This is a genomic window from Niallia sp. Marseille-Q9988 (assembly GCF_976954375.1).
The window spans coordinates 13,236-37,818 of record NZ_CDRJSZ010000024.1 but is presented as its reverse complement, the minus strand read 5'-3'; the positions used below and the strand labels follow the sequence as shown (position 1 = coordinate 37,818).

Genomic DNA, 24,583 nt, shown 5'->3' with positions numbered 1-24,583 from the left:
AAAATATATAAATTGAGTGGAAATAGCCTTTATAAAAAACTTTCCCAGCTAGTAAATTTACGAGAATATCCCATTAAATTTTACGCATTCAAAATATTATAAAAATTTAAAAACAAAATATCATTAAAACAAATATAACTAAAACTTGGTTTCAAGTTTTCATCCTTATTTAGGTGTTTTTTATTATCATTTTATTAAAAATATAATATAATAGGAAAAATACTTTTTTAAAGGTGCGAGGAAGGAATGAAACATTAACCCATTTTGGGTGTTTTTTTATAAATGCAAAACAATGGACGCTAGATGGAAAAGTAATAGCTTTAGCCCATGTGTCATCGTAGCGAAAAAGGAGAATAGGTTTAATTAATAGCAACAGACCTGCACAAACATATTAAGTTATGGGTTCAAATAAAGAAAGGAAGTGTCGGAGATGAGAGATGTTAAACTTATCGATATTTATAACCACCATATTGCTCAAAAATATATTACACGTTCAGGTTTAGCTCATGCTCTGGCAGTTGCTTATCATGCTTTTGAAATGGCAAAAGAATCAAATGTCGATGTCGATAATGCAGCTAAAGCCGGATTTTTACATGACATGGGTCATTACACTTGGTATAAAGATGGGAAATGGGATTATAAATTATATAGACAAAATGACATTCATCCAATTAAAGGAGCAGAAAGAGCGCATAAATTATTAATTCGTTTAGGTGAAAATCCTGTAAAAGCGAAAGAAATCGCATTAGCTGTCCTTTTTCATACCGATAGTTTTATTCCAGGAGGCTCCGTCATACTCTCTCCTTTACAAAAAATCGTAAAATTGGCAGATGAAAAGGATGAAGAGCCTGGAGGACATCATCACTATCGCACGATAACAAAGGAAAGAGCATTGAAAAGCTTAGAACGATTAGATACAAAAATAGATGCATATATAGAAAAACAGAAGGATAACTGCTAAAAAGAAGGATAGAAAATGGAGTACTCCATTTTCTATCCTTCTTTTTTTATAAGTGTTATAATTATACAATCGATTTTTTATAAAGGAATTAGTGGAATGACAAATATTATTAAGACGATTAAAGAATGGCAGCAAGCACTTCAAATAGAAATAAATCATTTAAAAAAATTCGGCCAATCTAAAGTGGCTTTATATAATGGAATACGATTAAATACAGAGAATGATTTTACTTATTATTTTGAAAGTATCGGCAATTTAAAAGTTCCTATTGGCTCAAATGTAATCCTTCACTGGGGATCTCTTGCAGTAAAAGGGCGAGTATTATCGGCAGATGGAAAGAGCCTTCTTGTCATTTTGGAAAAGATGATTGGCGAGGATATAGCTGAAGCCTATTTGTCCCATGATCCTTGGGAGCTTCTAGAACAGCTACAAATTCGCTTTGATTCGATTAGAAAGAATAAACGAAAACTTAGCAGAATTGTAAAATTGATGCGTCCAAATGATGCAACAAAGCATCCTACAGAAGAGCTGAAAAATCATGTCCATGAGCTTTCATTAAGGTGTAAATATAATCCTGTCTCCTTTGTATGGGGACCACCGGGAACTGGGAAAACCTATACGCTAGCAAGAGTAGCATTACAACGTTATTGGAAAGGAAAAAGAATTCTTGTTCTAGCGCAAAGTAATCAAGCAGTGGATGTACTACTAACAGAAATAACTACAACCATTAAAGAAAAAGACCGTTTTAAACTGGGAGATATCCTACGATACGGGGGAAATAGCAGTAATGGCAATCTGGAACAAGAGCAAATTACTTCTAGCTCTTTGCTAGATAAAAAAGATATGGATCTAGCAAAACAAAGGCAACAGTTTATCGAAGAAAAGCAAAAGCTTAAATCTGATCTTGCCAATGCATTTACAATTAGAGATTCTTCCCAGCTCTTAGAAATGGAAGAGAAACTGGCAAGTGTAATGGAAAAAATCCGCAAAAGAGAAGTACAGTTTGTACAAAAAGCGAAAATAGTCGGGACCACCTTAGCAAAGGCTGCGACAGACCCAGCTATTTATGAAGATGAGTATGATTTAGTTATCGTGGATGAAGCAAGCATGGCATATATCCCACAGGTGGCATTTTCCGCATCTCTTGCAAAGAGAATCATCATATGCGGTGACTTCAAGCAATTACCTCCAATTGCCTCGAGCCGCCATGCTATTGTAGACAGATGGTTAAAGGAAGATGTCTTCCATGCAACGGGAGTAGCTGATACAGTACATACTTCCTCCATGCATCCACAGCTTTTATTGTTAAATGAGCAAAGAAGAATGCATCCATCCATCTCTGAATTTACAAATAAATATATCTATCATTCATTAGTAGGAGATTATAAGAACGTCGAAAAAAAGAGGAAACCAATCGCTGCTCAATCGCCCTTTAAGGATAATGCCAGTGTGTTATTAGATTCTAGTCATTTTGGGTCCTATGCAACTTTTGAAAAAGCCTCTAAATCACGAATGAATTATATACATCTTTTACTTGCCTTACAAGTAATCCAAGAGTCTTTAAAGGAAAAAGAAGCAAGTATTGGCTATGTTACACCTTACAGGGCACAGGCGGAAATAATGGAAGCAATGGCAATCGAATTTTTCCCAGAAGCAATGGCTGATAAGCGTTTAATAGTAGCTACCGTTCATCGTTTTCAAGGGAGCGAAAGAGATGTTATTGTATTTGACAGTGTAGAAGCTCCTTCTTTTTCTCGTCCTGGAATGCTTTTAACTGGAAAAGAGAGTGAACGGCTTATCAATGTGGCAATTAGTAGAGCAAAAGGGAAATTTATTCATATTGCCAATAGAAGCTTTATCAAAACAATGATTGATCACCGCAAAACGATTCGTCAGCTTATCAATCACCAAGAACAAATTAATAAAGTTGTTACTAACCAACATATTGGCGAATGGATTCAGCAAAAGAATCCCAAACTTTATTGGACACATGGGCAAAGAATTGATTTATTAACAAAAGATTTGGCTCGTTCACAAAAAGAGATATTCGTATCTATTCCCCAATCGAAGGAAACTTTAAATCAAGAATGGAAACATATTTTTTCTAAAGCGAAAATCGTTACTACACCTGAAATTCCCTTTCCTGTGGTAATTATCGATCATAAAGTTGTTTGGTTTGGCTTTCCGATAGAATTGGTCAATGGCAGTAAACCACCATCCTTAGCAATTCGCATCCATTCACCCTATCTAGCATCTTATCTTTTAAATTATATTGCGTAAAAAGAGGCTGGGACATAAGCATTTCAACCAATAATAAACACGAATATTTACGCGGCTAATCGCATGAATATTTGTGTTTATTATTTTGGAAAAAGGTTTAAAAACGAAGTGTAATGGAGCGGAGGACGCTCGACTCCTGCGGGAAATAGAGGAAAGGCTGAGACCCCGCAGCGTATGCGCTCAGCTTCCTCCCCGCGGAAAGCGAGCGTCCGTAGCGCAATAGAACGACTTAGTTTTACACTTGACTATATTTAAAAACTTAGATCCATGAGAAAGTAGCTTTATTTAAGAGCAGAATTAGAGATTGTTCGTCTTTAAAAGTTAGTTATTTAGTTTTGTCCCAGCCCCTTTTTTTCCTAAATAGGTTATTTATTGTATAAAAAGAAAGATTTCGCTAAAATGGGAAGGTAACGGAGTAAAGGAGGAGTCTCATAGTGCTAACAAAACGGACTGGATCGATAATGATTGTATTTTGTGCTTCCTTGCTATTATTGCTGACAGGATGTGGAACACAGGAGGATACCGCACCAAAAAATGAAGAGAATAAAGCAAAAAGTAACACTATATCTCCAGAGGATTACCCAATTGTAACTATTACAATGGAGGATGATTCCAAAATTGTAGCAGAATTATATCCTGATAAAGCGCCTAATACAGTGAATAACTTTATTTCATTAATCAATAAAGGCTTTTATGATGGATTGATTTTCCATCGAGTAATTCCTGATTTTATGATCCAAGGTGGAGATCCAAATGGAAATGGAACAGGTGATCCAGGGTATTCCATCAAAGGAGAATTTTCAGAGAATGGCTTTGAGAACGATTTAAAGCATGAAAGAGGCGTCCTTAGTATGGCAAGATCTCAAATGCCAGACTCAGCAGGCTCTCAATTCTTTATTATGGTAGCAGATGCCCCCCATTTGGATGGCCAATATGCACCATTTGGTAAGGTAATAGAAGGAATGGATGTAGTTGATAAGATTGTAGCAGCAGATAGAGATGAGCTGGACAAACCTCTAAAAGAGATAAAAATGAAAAAAGTTACAGTTGATACAAAAGGAATTGATTACGAGGAACCTGAAAAAGTAAAAGAATGAATCAGGAAATAAACGTTTTATTTTCTTTCTTAAGCAAAAGATGATATGATAAAAGCTGATTTTGAATTAAGGAGATGGTAAACATGGCAACAAAAGGATACATATTAATGCAAAATGGCGAAAACATCGAATTTGAATTATATCCAAATGAAGCTCCTGGAACAGTAGCTAACTTTGTAGAACTTATTAATAAAGGGTTCTATAACGGTCTAACATTCCACCGCGTCATTCCTGGTTTCGTGAGCCAAGGTGGAGATCCAAACGGTAATGGAACAGGTGGTCCTGGTTACACTATTAAATGTGAAACTGTTGGAAATCCTCATAAACACGTAGAAGGCTCACTTTCTATGGCACATGCAGGTCGTGACACAGGCGGCAGCCAATTCTTTATCGTTCACGAGCCTCAGCCACATTTAAATGGTGTTCACACTGTATTTGGACAAGTTACTTCTGGTATGTCTACAGTTAAAGCGATGAAAAATGGCGATGTAATGGAAAAAGTAGAAATCACTGAACAATAAAAGCAAAAAAGGCAGGCTGAGAAATTAGCTTGCTTTTTTTATCGTTTTTTTATTAATATAGATACTTTTCATTTATATATAGGGAGGTAGATACTTTTGTTTAAAGATAAAGTTGTGATTGTTACAGGTGCTAGCAATGGAATCGGAAGTGCGATTGCAACAGCCTATATACAAGAAGGGGCATATGTTGTTCTAGCAGATATAGATGAATCTCAAGGAAATCAACTTCTTGAACAGCTTGATGCAAAAGAGAAAGCATTATTTATTAAAACAGATGTCCGAAACGAAGCGGAGATTATTCATTTGGTTCACATGACTAAAAATACATTTGGAAAAATTGATATTCTGATTAATAATGTAGGAAAAGGGATTTTTAAATCCTTCTACGAGTTATCAATCGAGGAATGGGATGATGTCCTAAATACGAATCTTAGAAGCGTATTTCTCTGTTCAAGAGAAGTGGCCAAAATCATGCGTGACCAAAAGAACGGTGGCTCCATTATTAATATGTCTTCTAGTAGAGCTTATATGTCTGAGCCAAATACAGAAAGCTATAGTGCAAGCAAAGGTGGCATTATGGCCATTACTCATGCATTAGCGAATAGTCTTGCAGAGGCACATATAACCGTAAATAGCATTTCACCAGGCTGGATTGAAACAAAAGACTATAATAATCTCGGTGAAATCGATCATGAACAACATTTATCAAAAAGAGTAGGGAAACCAGAGGATATAGCAAGAGCTTGTCTCTTTTTAACAAACCCACAAAACGACTTTATCACTGGTACGAATTTAATGGTAGATGGCGGTATGACAGTAAAAATGATTTATGAAGAATAAACATTTCTCTTTTAGTGCTTTTCTAGTATGAGTAAAATGTTTGTGGGTAGAAAATAATTTACCCTCTGGTTTGGTTGGTGGTCGTTAGACCGCCAACCAAACGCAAGCGCGGTAGTATGAGCAAAAATAAAGAAAAAGGGACTTTCTTTTTGTATAGTAGTGTTTGCGGACAAAACATACAAAAGGAGAAAGTCCCTATGAAACAAAATACCATAAAACTACCTACATTAAAAGAAATAGAAAGTGATTTATTTAAAACATTACAGGAAACTTTTTCGGAAGTTCTCGAGGAGCTGTTAACTGGGTATGACAGAGAAATAGCTGAACAACGAGATAAAGGAAGATATCAACTCAAAGATAAGAGAGCGATTCAGATGGACACCTTATTTGGATCTGTTTCAATTAAGCGAAATTACTATTGGGATCGTATCGGCAACAAATATGTCTATTTATTAGATCAATATTTACAGTTTGAGGGCGGTAAAGGATTTAGTCCAGTTGTGGAAGAAATGGCGATGGAATTGGCGGTTACTGGGCCATCATACAGACATGCATCTTCTACGTTAGAAAAATTACTTGGATACTCTGTAGCTAGTCATGAAGCGATTCGTCAACATTTATTACAAACAGAAGTTGTACCGAGCTTGCCAATCGAACCAAAAAGAAAGGTATTATTTATCGAAGTAGATGGCTTATTTATTAAACGGCAAGGTGGTAAGAAGCGCGGACGAGAAGAAAAGATCGCAGCTATCCATGAAGGTTGGTCTATGAATGGAAAGAGAGCCAGTCTTGTGGGAAAACGGCATTTTATTCATAAAGCAGAAGCACCTTTCTGGGAAGAGTTAGAACAATTTTTAATGGATACGTATCATTACGATCCAACTACTCATCTTTTAGCTATCAATGGGGACGGAGCTAGTTGGATAACTGCGTGCAGAGAGTATTTTCAAAAGAAAGCTTTTTTCACGATAGACAGATTCCACGTAGCTCGAGAAATCCAACGTATTTTTAAAGAACATCCTAGATATAAAGCGATACGAAAAAAGCTAGCTAAGTATGATGGAGAGGGATTATTAGTAGAGTTAAATAGTGCAGTGGCGACCCTGGATACAGAGAAAAAAGAAGAACGATTAGAAGCATTAATTAACCAGCTTTCTCCATATCCCGAGGCACTTGGAGACTATAGAATTTGGTTACAGGAACAAGGAATAGATACGAGTGATATGCGTCCGATGGGCAGCGCAGAAGGAACCATGAGTGTGTTTGCCAAGCGTCTGAAAAACGGAAGGGCATGGAGTGAAAAAGGAATAGATGCATTTATTCGATTCATGGTTGGCTTAAAAGATGGATTAGATATTAAAACACTGATCGGAACAATGACGAAACGATTGGAAGAGAAGGAATCAAATCATATAAAACCAAAATACTACCGTGAAAAACTAACCAAAACAGCAGGACAGGCAACAAGACAAAACATTGCCTATTTGAGTCAAACAACAGGAAAGCCACTATATCATGCGTTAAAAGCATTACAAGGATTTTAAAAAGGATTGTCGACGTTTAACTGTAAACTGTATTCTAAAAGGTTATGGATTTTAACAACATAGAAAACGCAGAGTGGATTGGAGCGAAAGGCACTTGACTCCTGCGGGACATAGAGGAAAGGTCGAGACCCCACAGCCGGAACGGCGAGGAGGCTCGACTTCCTCCCCGCGGAAAGCAAGTGCCTGTAGCGGAAAGGAACGGTCTATTGATCCCAAAAAATTTTACGAAAACAGCCTGACTATAAATAGAGTAAGTATAGAAAGCGTTAACAATAGAGATAGCAAACACACTGAAAAAGAGAGAAATTCCGACGATAAAAAATTTCTCCCACAAATACTTGACTCAAACGCTTTTCTATTAATAGTTGCTATCTGAAAATGATAGGAGTATAATAGCTTCCATATGATTACATTTATTTAATGGAGGCTTATTAAGTGGACGTTTTACACCAGATATTATCAACCTATGCTTCATTTTTCGACTGGAAGATGTGGGGAGAAGTATTAACAGATCCAGTATCTTGGGGCTTAATTGGATCGTTAGTTATTTTAGAAGGATTATTATCAGCAGATAATGCGCTTGTTTTAGCGGTTATGGTTAAACATTTGCCGCCAGACAAACAGAAAAAAGCATTAACGTATGGTTTATTTGGCGCTTACTTTTTCCGATTCTTCTTTATTGGAATTGGCGTTTATTTAATCCACTTTACATGGATTAAAGTAGTTGGGGCTGCATACTTAGCTTGGATTGTGATTAAGCATTTCTGGATTGGTGATGGAGATGAGGATGCATCAGCAATTAAAAAGGATAGCTGGACAATACGGCTATTCGGTGTATTCTGGGCTACTGTTATTTCCGTAGAGTTAATGGATTTAGCTTTCTCTGTGGACAGTATACTAGCTTCCCTTGCTGTATCAAATGAAATCTGGATTCTCTTAATAGGTGGTATGCTTGGAATCTTAATGATGAGAACTGTTGCGAAATTATTCCTCGTTCTAATTGAAAAAGTACCTGAACTTGAGAATACTGCATTTGTCTTAATTGGGATTATCGCGGCAAAAATGTTTGCAAGTATTTTCGGCTTTGAATTAGATCACTATGTATTTTTTGCCATTCTGATTGCTGCGTTTATTATCACCTTTATCATTCATTTTATTAATAAAAATAAAAAGATATCCGAAGAGATTGCTACTACAAAAGAAAAATGATTATCGTAACCTGTTCTGATTTAGGACAGGTTTTTTTGCTGAGAAAGAGGAATTTACTTCGTATATTTATTAGCATAAGAGGAGGCAACAAAAGAATCTGGCTTTATTTTCGGTTCTATGCCAATTGACTCAATTCTTGCTACCATTTCATTTACAAAATCACGGGTCTTATTTCTTCGACCGGCTCCAATATCAATATGTCCTTCAATAGAGAAAGTGGCTCCTTGGTAGACAAATGGTAATACAACGTCTATTAACTGGTTTTTCTTATCCTCTGTAAAGAGACTAACAACTTCTTCTGTTAGCGTTGTCTCATAGGAAATCTTCTCATGCAATCGTAAAACCTTCCTGGGCAAAACTACTTTTCTAATGCAAGCCCATGCTCCCTTTCCTTTATTCATTATAACAATACCCGTAATAAAAGTAGTATGCTTTGCATGCACTTGTGAATCTGTGCCAATCATTAATTGATAATTTCCAGCAGGATTTCGAGACATAAAGGAAAGAATCCGTTGAAATACGATTTCAAACGTCATTTTCTTTTCTTGTAGGTTTTGAAAGGTAAGTTCCATATGCCTGTCTAACTCCACTAATATCCCTCCATATAAGCGTAATTTCCAACTCATTTTTATACCATTGTATGTTCAGCAAATGGAATTATCACTGAAAGTAAACTTGTATTATCATATACAGAGCATAGAGAATTGGTGTAAATGATTATCCCTATATTTATTAAATTAATCATTTAGCAAAGCCAATTTCCTTAGGAACCTAGGTCATTATTAAGATAGACCTTTCGCAATTTTTTGTAATCAAAATGTAATAAATTTGAAACTAATTCACTTAAAATCCGTCTAAAAGATTAACTGAACGTAGGAGGAAATATAAATGAAGAATTATCGTGTTATCACTCATGTATTTTTATTGATTTTATTCTTGTTAACAGCTTGCAGCAACGAAAATTCTGAACAAAAAAGTGCAATATCTGAAGGCAGTTCTGAAAATGAGATTGCTACTTTAGACTCTAGTAACGTGAAAGAGGAACAATTAGCGCAAACAAGTAATGAGAACAAGGATAGTGACATTACAAAAAATGCAGAAGATGATCGAATGGTTATTTACAATGCAAACCTTTCCCTACAAGTGAAGGATTACCATCAAGTAGAAGCAACGATTCAAAGTAAAGCAACCGAGCTTGGCGGTTATGTTGTCGGGTCATCTATTTACGATAGCGGGACCGAGTATATAAATGGCTCGATTACTGTGAAAATTCCACAGTCTCATTTCCAATCCTATATAAAGGAAGTAGAAAAGCACAGCATAAAGATTAAAGAGAAGAACGTGACAGGAAATGATGTTACAGAAGAATATGTTGATCTCGAGTCTAGATTAAAGGCAAAAGAGGCAGTGGAAAAACGACTATTAACCTTAATGGATCAAGCCGAAAAAACCGAAGATCTTCTAAAAATTTCAAATGACCTAGCAACCGTACAAGAAGAAAAGGAACAAATTTTAGGTAGAATGAACTATTTGCAAAATAATGTGGACTATTCAACTGTTACTATCCAATTGGAAGAAGAGTTAGTAAAGGTTGATGCTATTAAAAATAAGGAATCACTAAATACATGGCAAAAAGCAAAAAGTCAATTTGTTACTACGATTAACGGGATTATTTCGTTTTTATCTGGTGTAGCCGTATTTACTATTGGTTTGTCACCAATTATCATCCCAATTTTGATCGTACTAATTATTTGGATTTTTTATAGAAAAAAAAGAAAGCCTCAGGAATAGGGCGACTAGATTTTATGATATAATGATAGTAATAACTAGCTTGGATAAATATTCCAGTAGAAATTCAAAAATAATATTAGGCACTATTACTAGAGTATAAAAATATAATGGGTTCCCATGAATTCGGAGGGATAAAATGGGGATAATTGTAACAGAAAAAGAATACCTCATTCGACATGGTGAATGGATAGACGCAGAAGCAATATTAAAAATACAGCGTACCGTTATCGCTGAAGGCGATTACTTAATAACTTTAGCCGAAGAGTTTAATCATACCTTAGAAGAACAGCAGCATTGGATCAATAATATTTTACGTAACGAAAGAGAAACATTATTAGTTGCAGAAATAGACGGTGAATTGATTGGATTTCTTGTGTTTCAATCTCCAGAAAGAAAGAGATTGCATCATACGGGATCATTTAGTATCATGATAACCAATGAATATAGAAATAAAGGGATAGGGAAAAAACTATTAGAGGTACTACTCCAATGGGCAGAAAGAAACCCTGTTATCGAAAAAGTAAATTTAGGCGTTTTCTCAACAAACTATCAAGCAATTTCGTTGTACAAAAGGATGGGTTTTGTAGAAGAAGGTCGTAAGCTAAATGAATTTAAAATTGCCGAAAATGAATACGTAGACGACATTCTCATGTATAAATTAGTGAAAGGAAGACAACTAGGAAGGAGGAGCTAATATAAATAATACTGAATTTAAGAAAGAGCTAAAATCATGGATTATCGCTCTAGTATGTGCATTAGTTTTTGTCTTTTTATGCAGGAACTTTATATTTACTCCTGTTAAAGTAGTTGGTCAGTCTATGCAGCCTACATATGAAAATCAAGATCGAGTTATTGTCTCAAAAATAGGTCATATAAAGCATTTTGATACAATAGTTTTTCATTCTCCGATTGAGAAAGAAGATTACATTAAGAGAGTTATTGGCTTACCAGATGATACGATTGAAATCCAAGATGACACTCTTTATATAAATGGACAAAAATACGAGGAACCCTATTTAAAGCAAAATAAGAGCCAATTGCTTCCTAATCAAAGATTAACAGAAAATATCAAAATCAAAGTGCCTAAGGATCATATATTTGTACTAGGTGATAATCGGCAAAATAGTATGGATAGCAGGCAAATTGGATGTATTTCAAAAGATGCTGTTATTGGAAAGGCCATTTTTAGATTTCATCCATTCATGGAAAATTATGAATAAAGATACCAAAAAAGCGTTGGAAGATAGTTGAAATTCCTTTTAACGCTTTTTCTTTTACTTAGAACGATTAACAAAATCAATAACCATTTCTTTAGTCACTTTCTTTCTTGTTGGAACAACACCAAGTCTAGCTAACTCATTGATTTGTTCCGTCACTACATTTATTTTTCCAACAGAAAAAGTCTCCCCAGCTTTACAAAGCAATAACGCTTCTTCGATGAAGGATTCGCGCAGTTGATCTAATTGTTTATAACGAATAACGCGAGAATTCACTTGTTCTACATGTTTAGTAATTTCTTTATGTACACTCATATTCTAGCTCCTTATATACTATATACTGTATATGATTATTTTAATATTTAATCGATTGAAAAGACAGAATTAATTTTGTTTACATAATATAATTATGATTAATTAATAGCTTTCGAGATCCAAACTATATGTAAAAGGAGGATAGATTAATGGAATTGACAGTATGAAAAACTAAAAACGCCTATTTTCACTATAAAAGTAGATAGCTAAGTATAGGAGAAAAAAGGATAATGCTAATTTTAACTATAAGGAATAAAGAAGGTGAAATCTCCCATAGATAATAATTCGTCAGAGGATTAGATTCAGCTATTTGATTTCATTTAATTCCAAGATAGGAATAAATAGCATCGAAAAATTTAATAGGCTAAGCAGAACAAATAGAAGCTTCATCCAATCACCTCTCATCATTATCCTTAATTCTCCCAATTTTAGTGATAAAATGATATTGGTTATTACATATTTACATACAAATAGATAATTCATTCTTTCGTAGGAGTTTTAACAACATTACCGCGCATAATATCTCTTATGTGCGGTTATTTAAGAAATATAGTATACTAAAATTACTACTTTATAAATTAGGTGGATATACATATGATTACAAAGGAAACATTATTTACGTGGTATGAAGAAGAGCTAACCCTTTTTCGGACTGAAATGGATAATAAAGATTACAGTATATTTACGATTGAAAATTATTTACGGGATATTTATTTCTTTTTAGAATTTATTACACGCAAAAAGGAGGAATATACGGATTTAAGTACGGTGAAGAAATTACAAATTACCCTATTTATGAATGAATTAAAAACGAAGCGTGCAAATTCTTCTAGTTCGAGAAATAGAAGATTAACGGCTATTCGATCTTTTTATAAATGTTTGGTAGATTATGAGCTTGTTCAAAAAAATCCAGCAATCGATTTGGAAAGCGCAAAAGAACAAAAGGGAAAACTGCCAAGTTACCTAGAAAAAAACGAATTAAAGTCCTTTTTTGAAATGGTCGGAAAGGTATCACAAAAACAGCATCAAAGACGAAATAAAGTAATTCTTGGCCTCATGGCGTTTGCAGGTCTTCGGGTGATGGAAATCCATTCTTTAAATCTGTCTTCTATTAATCAAAAAAGAGGTATTCACGTACTGGGAAAGGGAAATAAGTCTCGGTATATTCCGTTACCTAAAAGGCTAATGGAAGAATTACAATTATATATAGAAGAAAATAGGATTTATCCAATGAAAGGGCAGGAGGATGCGCTCTTTATTTCAAGACGAGGGAAGCGAATTTCTCGAAGAAGAATTCAAGAAATTACAGAACGGATTATCGATCAAATGGGAAAGGAATATCCAGAGTTAAAATGGAAGGAAAAAGGAATATCTAGTCACAAGTTAAGACATAGCTTCGCAACACATTTAGTGCGGGATGGTCGAGATATCCGAACTGTACAAGAGCTACTTGGACATACAAATTTAAATACAACCCAAAAATACACACATGTTTCCGATTCGCAAAAGGAAAAGGCAATGGATTTAGAGATTTCAGAATACATGTAGAGATACCATAATAATATTATGTAAACTTAAAATCATTCTAATTCATAATCTAACATTTGACAGAATATATATATAAATAGTCTATGATCTAAACATAATCCCTTTTCTTTGCAGTGAGGCCATATCCCATGTGCTTACATCAAGAGAAGGGATTAGTCTGTCAATGAAAGATAAGGGAAGTGTTTTTCGATGCCAAGTAAAAAGCATTCAATTATCGTCCACGCTAACGCAAAAAAGGTTTGGGATTTTGTTCGCTCCATGAATAACTGGGCTCCTTTAGTACCTGGCTACATCTACCATCAAATCATAAACGATACGGTTTCTACTTGGGAATTCAAAATTGATATGGGGCTTTTTAAGAAGAAAGTGGAAATGAAAGTAAAGATATTAGAATGGAAAGAACCATCAAAGGTTACTTTTGAATTAGTTGGGATTAATGAGCATTTTGAAGGCAATGGCTATTTTATGGTAGAGGTGAAGAATGCAAATTATACAAAAATGACGGGTTATTTAGAAATAAATTCTACAGGAACTTTTCCGAATGTAACGAATAATATCATGCAGCCTAAATTAGAGGAGATTGCAGAAGAATTGACGATAGCTGTGAGTAAAGCAATCGAAAGTTTATGATAATAACATTATGTTAACTAAACTGTTCAATGATGAAATGAGAACATTCTATTTCTTCATTGGACGTTTTATTAATTTTTTGTAAATTTTTCGTTAATTAACTTGGTTAAAAAGATATCCTCCTATATGATAAAGATTACTAATTTTATTGGAGGTATCTCATTGGAAAAAGAAAAACAATGGAAGAAAAGTAAAACTTTTTTAGAAATTTTACTTATTTCCACAAAGTTAGGATTCACTTCATTTGGAGGGCCAGTTGCACATTTAGGTTATTTTCACAATGAATATGTACGACGAAGGAAATGGTTAGACGAAAAAAGCTATGCTGATTTAGTAGCTCTTTGTCAATTTCTACCTGGCCCAGCGAGCAGTCAGGTTGGAATAGGGATAGGAATTTTACGGGGAGGACTCCTCGGCGGGATCATTTCTTTTTTAGGCTTTACATTACCTTCTGTTATTGCTTTGATGATTTTTGCTAGTGTAATAGAGGTCTTAGATATAGAGAATGCAGGTTGGATACATGGTCTTAAAATAGTTGCAGTTGCGATTGTTGCCCATGCGATACTTGGTATGGCCAAGAATTTAACACCAGACCTAAAAAGAAAGACGATTGCACTCTTTGCATTAGTGCTTACACTCTTATGGCAAAGTGTCTTTTCCCAAGTAGGGGTAATTATATTTTCAGCTTTAATCGGCTATTTTCTATATAAACAGCAAACAATGCAGCAAGTTCAAGAAGAAGTTACTTTTCCAATTTCAAAAAGAGTAGCAAGTGTTTCTTTATTATTATTTTTTGCCCTTCTTTTCCTTTTACCAGTAATACGCGAGCTATTTACATACCCATGGATTGCCATGTTTGATAGTTTTTATCGATCTGGCTCTCTTGTATTCGGAGGAGGACATGTAGTTTTGCCTCTTTTAGAGCGTGAATTTGTCCCTGGTGGATGGTTAAGCGAAGAAGCATTTCTTGCAGGATACGGTGCAACACAGGCAGTTCCTGGTCCTTTGTTTACATTTGCTGCATATATTGGAACAGTTCTGAATGGATGGGGAGGGGGACTACTTGCGACATTCGCCATATTCCTGCCAGCCTTTTTATTAGTTGTTGGAACACTTCCATTCTGGAACTCCTTCAGAAAGAACACGAAAATTCAAGGTGCTTTAATGGGGGTAAATGCAGCAGTTGTTGGCATTCTAATCTCTGCATTTTATCACCCTATTTGGACTAGTAGTGTCTTACAGGCAAGCGATTTTGCTTTTGCAGCCATTTTATTTTCGATGTTAGTTTATTGGAAGCTTCCATCATGGATCATTGTTATTACAGGTGTAGTTGGTGGAATGCTACTTTCATATATCCCATTGTAATATTTGAAATAAAAACCTATAAGCGAGTGATTATCTCGCTTATAGGTTTTTATTTTTTAAGCTTTTGTTAACTGGCTATATAAATTACCCATTTCAATCGCGTTAACTGCAGCTTCCCAGCCCTTATTTCCAGCTTTCGTGCCTGCTCGTTCGATCGCTTGCTCAATATTTTCCGTAGTCAGAACACCAAAGATAACAGGGATTTCCGTACTTAACGAAACATTAGCCACACCCTTTGCGACTTCATTACTTACATAATCAAAATGAGGTGTAGCGCCACGAATAACAGTGCCAAGTGTAATAACCGCATCATATTTACCAGACGCAGCTAGTTTTTTGGCAGCTAAAGGAATTTCATATACACCAGGAACCCACATTACAGAAATGTCATTCTCGTTTACTCCATGACGATTTAACGCATCTTCTGCTCCTGATAAAAGTCTAGTAGTAATAAATTCATTAAAACGGGACACAACAATCCCAATTTTTAAGCCAGTTCCAATTAAATTTCCTTCAAATACTTGTTTCATTATTTATTCCACCTTTTGTAATAAACTTTGTCTATATCGAATTAAATCCTGTATGGTAATCATTTTTAAATCAAATTTTTCAGCAATCAACTTTAAATCTTTCACTCTTGCCATTGTTCCGTCTTCTTTTAAAATTTCACAAATAATTCCAACTGGTTTTGCTCCTGCAAGTATCGCCAAATCAACAGCTGCTTCTGTGTGTCCATTGCGGTTTAGCACGCCACCATCTTTTGCGATGAGAGGAAAGATGTGACCTGGTCTTGTAAAATCATCAGCAATTGCGCCTGCATCAACCAATTTGCTTATTGTATGGGCACGTTCAAACGCACTAATTCCTGTTGATGTCTCTCTATGGTCAATACTAATTGTAAATGCAGTGCTTCTCGGATCACTACTATTTGTCACCATCGGAGGGAGTTGAAGTTTATCTGCTAAAGCATGTTGGATGGGAACACAAATAAGACCACGACCCTCTTTTGCCATGAAATTGATCATTTCTGGTGTAACATGATCTGCCAATCCAATGAAATCTCCTTCATTTTCTCGATCTTCATCATCACAAACAATGATAACTTTACCTTTTTTTAAATCAATTAAAGCATTTTCAATGGAATCAAACATCGTTTTCATCCTTTCATAGTATAAATTCATGATTAAAAACCATTTTCTCTTAAAAAGGAAGCAGTTAGGTTTGATTCTTTTTTTACGACTGGATCTTTGTCTCTATTCATAAAGGAATAAAAATATTTGGCCAAAAGATCAAATTCAATATTAACAAGCTCACCTTTTCGTCTATTCCCAATCATACTGACTTTAGAAGTATGGGGGATGAGCGATACGAAAATAGAAGTAGGAGTCGTTTTAAAAATGGTTAAACTCGTTCCGTCAACGGTGATAGACCCTTTATCCATGGTTAGATGCACTTGATTCTCTGGAATTTGAATTTCTACCAATGTGCTATTTTCCACTTTTTGTGTGGAGATAATCGTACCTGTACAATCAACATGTCCAGACACAAAGTGCCCACCAAACCTTCCATCAGCAGCCATCGCTCGTTCTAAATTAACGCCTGTGCCACTACTTAGAAGTCTAAGAGTTGTATCATTATAAGTGTTTGGCATAACATCGACTGTGAATAAATTATAGTCAAAGGAAGTAACCGTTAAGCATACACCGTTAACGGCAATACTATCACCGATTTTCATATCCTCCATAATTTGTTCTGCTTGAATCACTATGGAAATCGTATGCCCTGTCTTTTTACTATGCTTCACAACACCTAATTCTTCGACTAGTCCAGTAAACAAGGGGAATTTCCTCCTTTCTACAACGTGTATTTTAAAGCTCTTAAATAGCTAATGGGGGTCAACCATTTTTAATGGATAGAACTAAATTCTAAAAGTCCCTGAAAAAAACATCATAAAACCCCGTATAAAAACTTATACGGGGCCAAGTACATACTTAAATAAACGTATTGTATGAGAGAAAAGCTGTCTTTTATCGATTGTTGTTTGTAACTAACACTGTCAATGGACATCATTCAAAATCCTTTTTGAAAAAAAGGAAGAACGATTCTTAGCTTTCGTATAGTTAGCACATATTACGTCAACTAAAACACACCACTATACAGCATCACCAAATACAACAAAACAAATCCATAGAAAAACAGGAAAAAGAATTGTGAAAAATCTTTTCATTCTATAATTCATACCATATTGTTTACTGTTATTTGCCTTCTCCCATCCAGACTTTACTGTCGGCTTTGGTTTCTCACCAAATCCACCGTTTTATAAATTAGCTATATCATTCGAATAAAAAGTATTGCAATTAGCCAATAATCAATCTCATAAAACGGGTCACGGGCTTAGAGTTTTACGAACACTCATCACCGCCGGTTGGGAATTTCACCCGACCCCGAAGGCGATTACACGTATTGTGTAATCATAACTATTTAATTAACTGTATCGTACACCTTTTCCTATCAATTATCAATAATTTTATTTTAAGTACTCTTTTTACACTACAGGTTAAGGAATAACTCTACTATAAAAGAGGTGTTTCTTTTATTGATTTGGTCACACTAAAAGTAAAAAGTGGAGGCATGAAATGAAAATTGCAGAAAATGTATTTGGTTATCGAACAGCAATTGCTAATATAGCCTATATTGCAGGATTAGGACCGAAGAAAGAGGATTGGGTCCTTATCGATACAGGAATACCCTATTCAGCGTCGTTTATCCTAAAAAACACAAAACAACTTTTCAACGAGAAGAAACCACTAGCAATCATTTTAACCCATGCTCATTTTGATCATATTGGCGCATTACAGACCCTTGTTAATAAGTGGAATGTTCCAGTATATATTCATGAAAAAGAAATTCCCTATTTAGGGGTAGCGTCAGGAAAATGCGGATTTACAACGTTAAGGAAATCAAAATATAAAAAGCCTAATTTCTCGGTGTTATAAGTGAAAAATTAGGCTTTAGTTACTTCATTAAAGCGCCTGATTGTTGAAGACTAAAGTTTATATTCACCAAGAAAATTGATGTGCTCTTATCCTAACAAATTTTATTTAGGACTTACATGTATGCCTTCACTCTCTCGCCAATCTGCGTAAAGTATACGCTTTACATTATCATATCCATTGGTAGTTAATTGGTTATCTAACCACTGTTGATCAAATCCGAGTTCATGTAAATTATCCCATAAAATTTCCCCATCTATAATTAACGATGTTGGGAGGTCTACTGGACTTTCTGGAAGATTGAGATCTTGCTTGTCTGGTTTTTGATACTTGGATTTTAATAATAAACTTATTTGCCCATTAGCTTCCAATATACCGTATTTGACTTCGCGAACTGAAAAGACATTATTTTGACGGAGTATACTCAATACTTGATTTACATCCAATTTGTTCTTTGTAAGTAACTTTCTGTCCATAACACCATCTCGAATGATGATGTTAGGATTGCCTAATAAGAGAGAACGTGTCGATTTATTTTTTAGAGTCATAAACTCTATTCCAAACATAAGAAACGTCCACAATCCGATGGCATATAAAAAATGAAAAATCCCTACCTTATCTTCATAAATGGTATTTCCTAAAAGATCTCCAAGTACTAACACAAAAACTAAGTGAAACGGGGTTAACTGATAGATGGATGTTCTGCCTGTTATGATAATGATAAAAAATAAAGTGGCAAAACCAACGATGACTTTGATCGTCAGTAAACCAATATTGACTTCTTCCAACGTTTTTTCCTCCAATTTAAATTTTACTTAGTTGTAAGATCTTGAGGTTTAGATAAAGAGGCTAGTTTTAGTATTAAAGCTCGAGTTCCAATTCCAACCATGATGTAATATATGAATGAATATCTGTATCTCCACTCTAAATAATTAACAAGTTTGACCCACTCGCAAAAGGGTTCACCTATATAGGCATATGTTAGTGCCATAATGATCTGGGCTAAAATAAAAGATTTCCATGTTCTAAAATATTGATATAACAACATGTAAGCTACAGGCACCATTGAAAAATCAAAAGGAAAGGCCCGAGGAATAAAAGGTAAAAATGCAATGGGGTAATCCCAAAAACTATATTGTGCACCAACTACATCTAATAAGGTTGTTGTCAAGATAATTATGGTACCAAATAACAAAATTTCTAAAATAATGTCATGTTTAACAAGTTTAGCCCATATAACCCAAGGCACAACTAAAAAAACAACTAGTATCCACCATTCCCAAGTTAAAAACTCATTTGTTAGCCAACCATTTAATTCTAAATGATACAGCTTATCTTCTAATAAACGTATTTCCTTAAGATTTTCAAATATATTATCTATTGATATCATCCCTATATTTAAATGAAAAGGTAACAGATATTTTTGAATTCAAACTCTTTGAGCTGCCTTTTTAGTATTACCGTTTTTTAGTAATGAATTTCCATCGTAAATAAGAAAAAAACCATGTTGGAAGTTCATCAACACTTGGGTCGTGTTAAGTCGGTGTTAGCGCTTTTGTTCCTAAAAATATGTTAATCAACTGTTCCAGTTCGCTTAATTTCCACCTTTATATTTGGTTTTATCTTTAGTGCTGAATATTTTTGTCTTAAATCTTCCTCAGTTAAATAGGAATATTTTCTAACACTTCTTATTTTTCTTCCGATGCCAATGGGATCCGTATTTAAATTTTTAAATTCCTCAAGTATATATCCAAATTCTTTGTTTAGGGCTTCACCAATTAGTTGCTCCATTTTGTTTAGTGAATCTTTATTTTTCACAGAAATAGATGGTTGAAATTCTAATGTTGAAACGGAAATCGTTGCATTTAAATGAACCAATTCTTCGTTCTTTATTTCAATGTTTCCTTTGTACTTTATTGGATGAAGTGTAATCTTATAAATATCACTTTTAGGAAGGTTGAGTTCGGCCATACCTCTTTTCTCTAGTTCTTCAGCAGCAATCTCTACAGTTATATCCCCTAAAAATGCCTTTTTATTTGTGAATAATTTTATGTAAAGGGTGTTTATCAACGAAATAGATCCAACAATTTTATCTTCTTTGAATAATGCAACACCATCTATAGAAGGTGCTACCCCATTTGCATTTTTTATCATGGGTAGGGTAGGATCGATACCAATTTCATATAGTGTGGTTATAAAATCATGTAAGTTGGAGTTGACTAACATTTCTTTCTTTTCGTGTTTATCCAATAGTTGATAGATATAGGATCCCATTTCGGGATATTCTTCATAGTTTTTATTTTTAATCGTCTCCTCAGCATTATCAGTAATGGCCAAAAAGATTAAATAACTGATACTGCTATCTCGTTGCATAGTATCCAGAAAAGAAGAAATTCCTACTGTTTCTGCCATATTTTTATTAAACAGTAAGGTCCTTAATTGACCAGACGTAATATCATGGCTTGTCTGTTCCTCTAGTTTTTGTCTGATTTGTTTATTAGTCGTTCCGTCGGCAGAAAGGGTTACACTTGTCTTTTCTTCTTTTCGGTCAAATTGTAACAAACTGATAGTGCCTTTGTATGTATTGTCATCAAGCAAGTCAAAACCAATAATCGTTGAAATTCCTTGCATTTCTATTATTTTTTCAGGGGCCATACATGCAGTACAAAGAAGAGAACACAGCAGAATAACAATTTTTTTCATTCTTTCAACTCCTTCTGGAACGAGTATTGATTTTTGATTTTATAATGGTTATTCCATACAAGAAAATCGGATAGATAAACCACAGAAAAAATCCAATTTTGCCAATTTGATCAAAAAAATAATTATTATCTACTCTTTTAGTAATTAAAAAACTGCAGATAAAAGGGATAATGGAGATGAGCCATATTCCATATTTCTGTTTTATATGAAAAATCTGTTTAATACCCATGGAAGAAATATACAGAGTGATACATAGGTTTGGAAAAATAACTAAAATCCATAATGGAACCGCAACAAATTCAAAGCGCTCAATAAATGGAAAATGGACCGTGCTAATCATGCTGACAACAGGCCATACATTCTTTTCTAATTCTTTCGCGCTAAAAAATAAAATAGAAACAACAGTTGTTATTAAAACAAGAATGGTCGTAAACCAGACTGCTATTTGACTAAACAGCTGTAGTTTATTTTTCTCCTTTATAAATGGAAAAATAAAAAATAACGTCTCGAAACCTAACATTGTATAACTGCTCTTGAAAACTCCTTTCATAATTTCTGAAGGAGTTGTCGTCATAATAGGTAAAATCCTAGTTAGGTTTATGGTTTGAAGTGGTTGGTACATAACAAATAGCAGCCATATAGTCAATAAAAAGGATAAGAAGCAAACACCGGTCACTACTCTAAATCCGCCGGATACAGCATAAATGGTTAATATTAATAAAGCCAATACCCCGAACCATTCATAGACACCTTCATATCCCCATGTTAGTGACAACTCGACATAACTAATGGTAATCGAATAATGGACGGCAATAAAGTAAATGACAATAAGGAAGTTAAAAATACTACCAATCAAGCGTCCGAATATATGTTCATGAATTTCAAAAAGAGTACCACCTTCATTTTTTTTTAGGATAGAAATCATTAACCATGTAATCAAGCTAACGAATAAACCAGATAGTAAAATGGATATCCAAGCATCTTTTTTTGATTCTAGATACACAATTCTTGGGACTCCAAGAATTCCCATACCAATTTGCGAAGTGTGTATGATATAAAACGCCATAAAGGCGTTAACAAATCGTATATTTGATTTCATTTTGCACCTCAAAATTCATCTAAATCTGTTATATTTCTTAATCGCTCCTTTAGGCGAATGGAGTCTTTTGGTCGATTTACTAACGGTCGCCTCATATAAAAATGGTGGGGGAGACGTATTAAAAAATATTGCAAATCTTTCATTCTTAGCGGATATAGAGGTGCAAGATAAGGTTTATTTAAAGAAGTTAATTTTAACAAGTGAACCATTAGAATACATATACCAAAAATGATTCCATTTAACCCCCAAACACCTGCTAAAATAATGATTGGAAATCTAGCAATTCTGACAGCAGTGCCCATTTCATAAATAGGAGCCGAAAATGCCCCTAATGCACTAAATGCAACAATGATAATTAAAATATTGCTAGTTAATCCTGCCTCAACCGTTGCTTGGCCAATGACAAGACCTCCTACAATTCCCATTGTTTGTCCTACTTTTGAAGGAAGGCGGGCACCAGCTTCTCTAAGTAACTCAATTAACAATTCTAGTAAGAGTGCTTCTAATAAGGGCGGAAAAGGAACTTGTGAACGTGATTGTCCAATGATAAATAACAATTTAGATGGTATGAGTTCAAAATGATAAGTCATGGCAGCCACATAAATGGCTGTTAAAAAAATAGAACCTACCATAGCAAAAAATCGGATAAAACGAATAAATGTACTTAAAGACCATCTCAAATAGATATCTTCTGTTGATTCGAAAAATGAGAAAAAATTAGCAGGACCTATAATCCCTACTGGGCTACCATCTATAAAAACACCAATTCGCCCGTTTATAATCGAGTAGATGAATCGATCGGGCAGCTCTGTTAATATAAATTGTGGAAATAAAGAGTAATGATTATCTTCTAGGCATTGAGCCAAAACGGAACTGTCACTTATATTATCCGTTTTTAATTGTTTAATCCTTTCCTTAAGTGTCTGAAGAGTGTCATCGTTAGCAATATCTTTTATATATACAATTCTTACTTGCTTTTGAGCGCGTTCCCCAATCTTTATTTCATCCGTGCACAAATTATAATCATTTAGATTTTGTCTGATTATCTTAACGTTAGAAGTTAATGATTCAGTGAACGAAATTTTAGGTCCATATACTAACGATTCTGTTTCTGCTTTCTCAATAGAGCGTTCAATGGGATTTGCGCAGTTCACCATGAATCCCTTTTTCTCTTCTAAGAAATAAATATAAGCAAATCCATTTAATAGGGAAGAGATAACTTCTTGTTCCTCTATATTTACCATTATTTCTTCTATAGGAATGTTTTTCATTAAATAGGTGTAATGTAAGTATTCTACAGAAAGTTGTTCAATGTATTTAATGACATATTCATTTAGAATCTCTGGCTTAATTAAAATCTTCATGAAAATAATATGAATCCCCACTTGTCCAGCTTCAATCTTTCGACAATTCAAGTCGGGTGATTCATTAAGAATCGATTTAATTTTTTCATAACCTGGCAAGCTCTCATTATTATTACGCTCTGTCATTCTTATCATTTCCTTCAACGTTTTTTATAGTGTCTGTTAAAAAAATTATTTTATACAGAATATGGATAGAAGGATCGTAGAACCAATACATCATAATGGACAGCGTTAAACCATTATTGTGTCTAGTTTAAGAGGTTGGTTTCTTGTCAGTTATTACCCTTTTTCTCTCAGATTAATCCCAAATTTTATTTCTTCAATGTCCTTTTTTGGTTTTAACGTTAAACGTTGAAAGGATTTCCTTTTTTGTTTTGTTGTCATTTTTTCACCTTCTAAAATGTATGAAAAATTTGATGTTTAATAACAAAACAGTTCCTTTTTATGTATTAGACAAACCTTAATACGGCGACAAATGCATGCGTTTATCTTTGTTATTACATTTTCAATGTTAAATACCCATAAATAGGATGATTAAGAGGGAGAAACTCTTAAAACTTTGGGATAATATCCGAAAAATGGGAAAAATATTAGTCCTTTCAGGAAATACAATCATCTTATTTTATAAAGGTAGGGGTGTAAAAGAAATTGAAGTTGAGAAAAGAAAAAATGAAAAGTTATAAGAGTTATTGCTGTCAACGAGAAATAGAAGAAATGATGGGGATATGGAAAAGGGGTTATTATCGAAAAAATGGAGCTATACGTCAAAAATAATTTAGATTTAAATTTCCCAAAAATCATTGAATAAAAAATTCTCCATAAAGCAAAATAAAAGAGTAAAAAAAATTCAAGGAGGAAATTATCATGACAGTAATAAATGACGTTAAAACAGCTCTAGCAGGATTGAAAAGTGCTCAAGCTAGCTTTGAAACATTTGCTCTTAGTACAGATAATCAACAAGCTAAGCAACTTTACCAAGATGCAGCTAAGCAAACCCAATCCGTTGTAGACAGCATTGAACCACGTGTTCAACAAATCGAACAAGAAGAACCTCAATACAAACAACAGTAATTAGTAAGGCGAAAAAAGGTTGGCCTCTTAACCAA

24 protein-coding genes, 1 pseudogene and 1 riboswitch are annotated in these 24,583 nt (G+C 34.4%); of the genes and pseudogenes, 15 read left to right on the top strand and 10 right to left on the bottom strand.

All coding sequences use genetic code 11. The features are described from left to right. Positions 1–430: 430 nt before the first annotated feature. The 7 genes from ACWNMZ_RS25035 (at position 431) to ACWNMZ_RS25005 (ending at position 8,452) form a co-directional block, all read left to right on the top strand. Entirely contained in the window at positions 431–961 is a 531-nt protein-coding gene (locus ACWNMZ_RS25035) for an HD domain-containing protein (protein ID WP_031536522.1), read from the top strand. Between the two features lie 96 nt (positions 962–1,057). Next, positions 1,058–3,241 (top strand): AAA domain-containing protein, encoded by a 2,184-nt coding sequence (locus ACWNMZ_RS25030; protein WP_251629635.1) that lies wholly within the window; start codon positions 1,058–1,060, stop codon positions 3,239–3,241. 434 nt (positions 3,242–3,675) lie between these two features. Next, positions 3,676–4,338, top strand: coding sequence for a peptidylprolyl isomerase (locus ACWNMZ_RS25025; RefSeq protein WP_396953898.1), 663 nt, complete (start codon positions 3,676–3,678; stop codon positions 4,336–4,338). 83 nt (positions 4,339–4,421) lie between these two features. Next, positions 4,422–4,859, top strand: a complete 438-nt coding sequence (locus ACWNMZ_RS25020) for a peptidylprolyl isomerase (protein ID WP_031536519.1) — start codon at positions 4,422–4,424, stop codon at positions 4,857–4,859. Between the two features lie 96 nt (positions 4,860–4,955). Continuing rightward, positions 4,956–5,699: an SDR family NAD(P)-dependent oxidoreductase gene (locus ACWNMZ_RS25015; RefSeq protein ID WP_031536518.1), complete on the top strand. Its 744-nt coding sequence runs from the start codon at positions 4,956–4,958 to the stop codon at positions 5,697–5,699. 197 nt (positions 5,700–5,896) lie between these two features. Then, on the top strand, positions 5,897–7,243 hold the full coding sequence (locus ACWNMZ_RS25010; RefSeq protein WP_048717475.1) for an ISLre2 family transposase: 1,347 nt from the start codon (positions 5,897–5,899) through the stop codon (positions 7,241–7,243). A gap of 435 nt (positions 7,244–7,678) precedes the next feature. Continuing rightward, the gene (locus ACWNMZ_RS25005; protein WP_031536517.1) at positions 7,679–8,452 is read left to right on the top strand and encodes a TerC family protein; all 774 of its coding nucleotides are present in this window, start codon (positions 7,679–7,681) and stop codon (positions 8,450–8,452) included. Positions 8,453–8,505: 53 nt separating this feature from the next. Here ACWNMZ_RS25005 and ACWNMZ_RS25000 read toward each other — a convergent pair whose 3' ends face one another. Next, entirely contained in the window at positions 8,506–9,024 is a 519-nt protein-coding gene (locus ACWNMZ_RS25000; protein WP_031536516.1) for a ribonuclease H-like YkuK family protein, read from the bottom strand. A 316-nt stretch (positions 9,025–9,340) separates the two neighbouring features. Here ACWNMZ_RS25000 and ACWNMZ_RS24995 point away from each other — a divergent pair, with 316 nt between their 5' ends. The 3 genes from ACWNMZ_RS24995 (at position 9,341) to lepB (ending at position 11,463) form a co-directional block, all read left to right on the top strand. Continuing rightward, the gene (locus ACWNMZ_RS24995) at positions 9,341–10,243 is read left to right on the top strand and encodes a DUF4349 domain-containing protein (RefSeq protein ID WP_031536515.1); all 903 of its coding nucleotides are present in this window, start codon (positions 9,341–9,343) and stop codon (positions 10,241–10,243) included. Positions 10,244–10,379: 136 nt separating this feature from the next. After that, on the top strand, positions 10,380–10,937 hold the full coding sequence (locus ACWNMZ_RS24990; RefSeq protein WP_031536514.1) for a GNAT family N-acetyltransferase: 558 nt from the start codon (positions 10,380–10,382) through the stop codon (positions 10,935–10,937). Position 10,938: 1 nt separating this feature from the next. Then, positions 10,939–11,463 (top strand): signal peptidase I, encoded by a 525-nt coding sequence (gene lepB / locus ACWNMZ_RS24985; protein WP_031536513.1) that lies wholly within the window; start codon positions 10,939–10,941, stop codon positions 11,461–11,463. A gap of 54 nt (positions 11,464–11,517) precedes the next feature. Here lepB and ACWNMZ_RS24980 read toward each other — a convergent pair whose 3' ends face one another. Continuing rightward, on the bottom strand, positions 11,518–11,775 hold the full coding sequence (locus tag ACWNMZ_RS24980) for a DUF2533 family protein (protein WP_031536512.1): 258 nt from the start codon (positions 11,773–11,775) through the stop codon (positions 11,518–11,520). 594 nt (positions 11,776–12,369) lie between these two features. Between ACWNMZ_RS24980 and ACWNMZ_RS24975 the strand changes: the two genes are divergently transcribed. The 3 genes from ACWNMZ_RS24975 to chrA all read left to right on the top strand — a co-directional run bounded on the left by ACWNMZ_RS24975 (position 12,370) and on the right by chrA (position 15,318). After that, the gene (locus ACWNMZ_RS24975) at positions 12,370–13,323 is read left to right on the top strand and encodes a tyrosine-type recombinase/integrase (protein ID WP_031536511.1); all 954 of its coding nucleotides are present in this window, start codon (positions 12,370–12,372) and stop codon (positions 13,321–13,323) included. A gap of 189 nt (positions 13,324–13,512) precedes the next feature. Beyond that, positions 13,513–13,953 carry a CoxG family protein gene (locus tag ACWNMZ_RS24970; RefSeq protein WP_031536510.1) on the top strand — a complete coding sequence of 147 codons (441 nt, stop codon included), beginning with the start codon at positions 13,513–13,515 and terminating at the stop codon, positions 13,951–13,953. 162 nt (positions 13,954–14,115) lie between these two features. After that, complete coding sequence (gene chrA / locus ACWNMZ_RS24965) at positions 14,116–15,318, top strand: chromate efflux transporter (RefSeq protein ID WP_031536509.1); 1,203 nt, start codon at positions 14,116–14,118, stop codon at positions 15,316–15,318. A 56-nt stretch (positions 15,319–15,374) separates the two neighbouring features. Here the strand turns inward: chrA and ribH are convergent, their stop codons facing one another. The 3 genes and pseudogenes from ribH to ribE form a co-directional block, all read right to left on the bottom strand. Continuing rightward, complete coding sequence (ribH, locus tag ACWNMZ_RS24960; RefSeq protein ID WP_031536508.1) at positions 15,375–15,848, bottom strand: 6,7-dimethyl-8-ribityllumazine synthase; 474 nt, start codon at positions 15,846–15,848, stop codon at positions 15,375–15,377. A gap of 30 nt (positions 15,849–15,878) precedes the next feature. Further along, positions 15,879–16,469: pseudogene (ribB, locus tag ACWNMZ_RS24955) on the bottom strand (3,4-dihydroxy-2-butanone-4-phosphate synthase); the annotation flags it as partial. 32 nt (positions 16,470–16,501) lie between these two features. Further along, positions 16,502–17,155 carry a riboflavin synthase gene (ribE, locus tag ACWNMZ_RS24950; protein WP_031536506.1) on the bottom strand — a complete coding sequence of 218 codons (654 nt, stop codon included), beginning with the start codon at positions 17,153–17,155 and terminating at the stop codon, positions 16,502–16,504. A gap of 420 nt (positions 17,156–17,575) precedes the next feature. Beyond that, positions 17,576–17,774: riboswitch (FMN riboswitch) on the bottom strand. A 180-nt stretch (positions 17,775–17,954) separates the two neighbouring features. On the opposite strand from ribE, the gene ACWNMZ_RS24945 reads away from it, so the two are divergent. Further along, entirely contained in the window at positions 17,955–18,314 is a 360-nt protein-coding gene (locus tag ACWNMZ_RS24945) for an MBL fold metallo-hydrolase (protein ID WP_031536505.1), read from the top strand. Between the two features lie 101 nt (positions 18,315–18,415). Here ACWNMZ_RS24945 and ACWNMZ_RS24940 read toward each other — a convergent pair whose 3' ends face one another. The 5 genes from ACWNMZ_RS24940 to ACWNMZ_RS24920 all read right to left on the bottom strand — a co-directional run bounded on the left by ACWNMZ_RS24940 (position 18,416) and on the right by ACWNMZ_RS24920 (position 23,603). Next, a complete protein-coding gene (locus ACWNMZ_RS24940; RefSeq protein WP_047945101.1) occupies positions 18,416–19,099 on the bottom strand; it encodes a DUF421 domain-containing protein in 684 nt (227 codons plus the stop codon). Positions 19,100–19,122: 23 nt separating this feature from the next. Beyond that, positions 19,123–19,701: a CBO0543 family protein gene (locus ACWNMZ_RS24935; RefSeq protein WP_251629957.1), complete on the bottom strand. Its 579-nt coding sequence runs from the start codon at positions 19,699–19,701 to the stop codon at positions 19,123–19,125. 182 nt (positions 19,702–19,883) lie between these two features. Next, on the bottom strand, positions 19,884–21,014 hold the full coding sequence (locus tag ACWNMZ_RS24930) for a Ger(x)C family spore germination protein (RefSeq protein WP_251629959.1): 1,131 nt from the start codon (positions 21,012–21,014) through the stop codon (positions 19,884–19,886). Between the two features lie 4 nt (positions 21,015–21,018). Continuing rightward, complete coding sequence (locus tag ACWNMZ_RS24925) at positions 21,019–22,113, bottom strand: GerAB/ArcD/ProY family transporter (protein ID WP_251629962.1); 1,095 nt, start codon at positions 22,111–22,113, stop codon at positions 21,019–21,021. Positions 22,114–22,121: 8 nt separating this feature from the next. Next, a complete protein-coding gene (locus tag ACWNMZ_RS24920) occupies positions 22,122–23,603 on the bottom strand; it encodes a spore germination protein (protein ID WP_235252825.1) in 1,482 nt (493 codons plus the stop codon). A 738-nt stretch (positions 23,604–24,341) separates the two neighbouring features. Between ACWNMZ_RS24920 and ACWNMZ_RS24915 the strand changes: the two genes are divergently transcribed. Beyond that, positions 24,342–24,548 (top strand): DUF1657 domain-containing protein, encoded by a 207-nt coding sequence (locus tag ACWNMZ_RS24915; protein ID WP_013352384.1) that lies wholly within the window; start codon positions 24,342–24,344, stop codon positions 24,546–24,548. Positions 24,549–24,583: the final 35 nt, after the last annotated feature.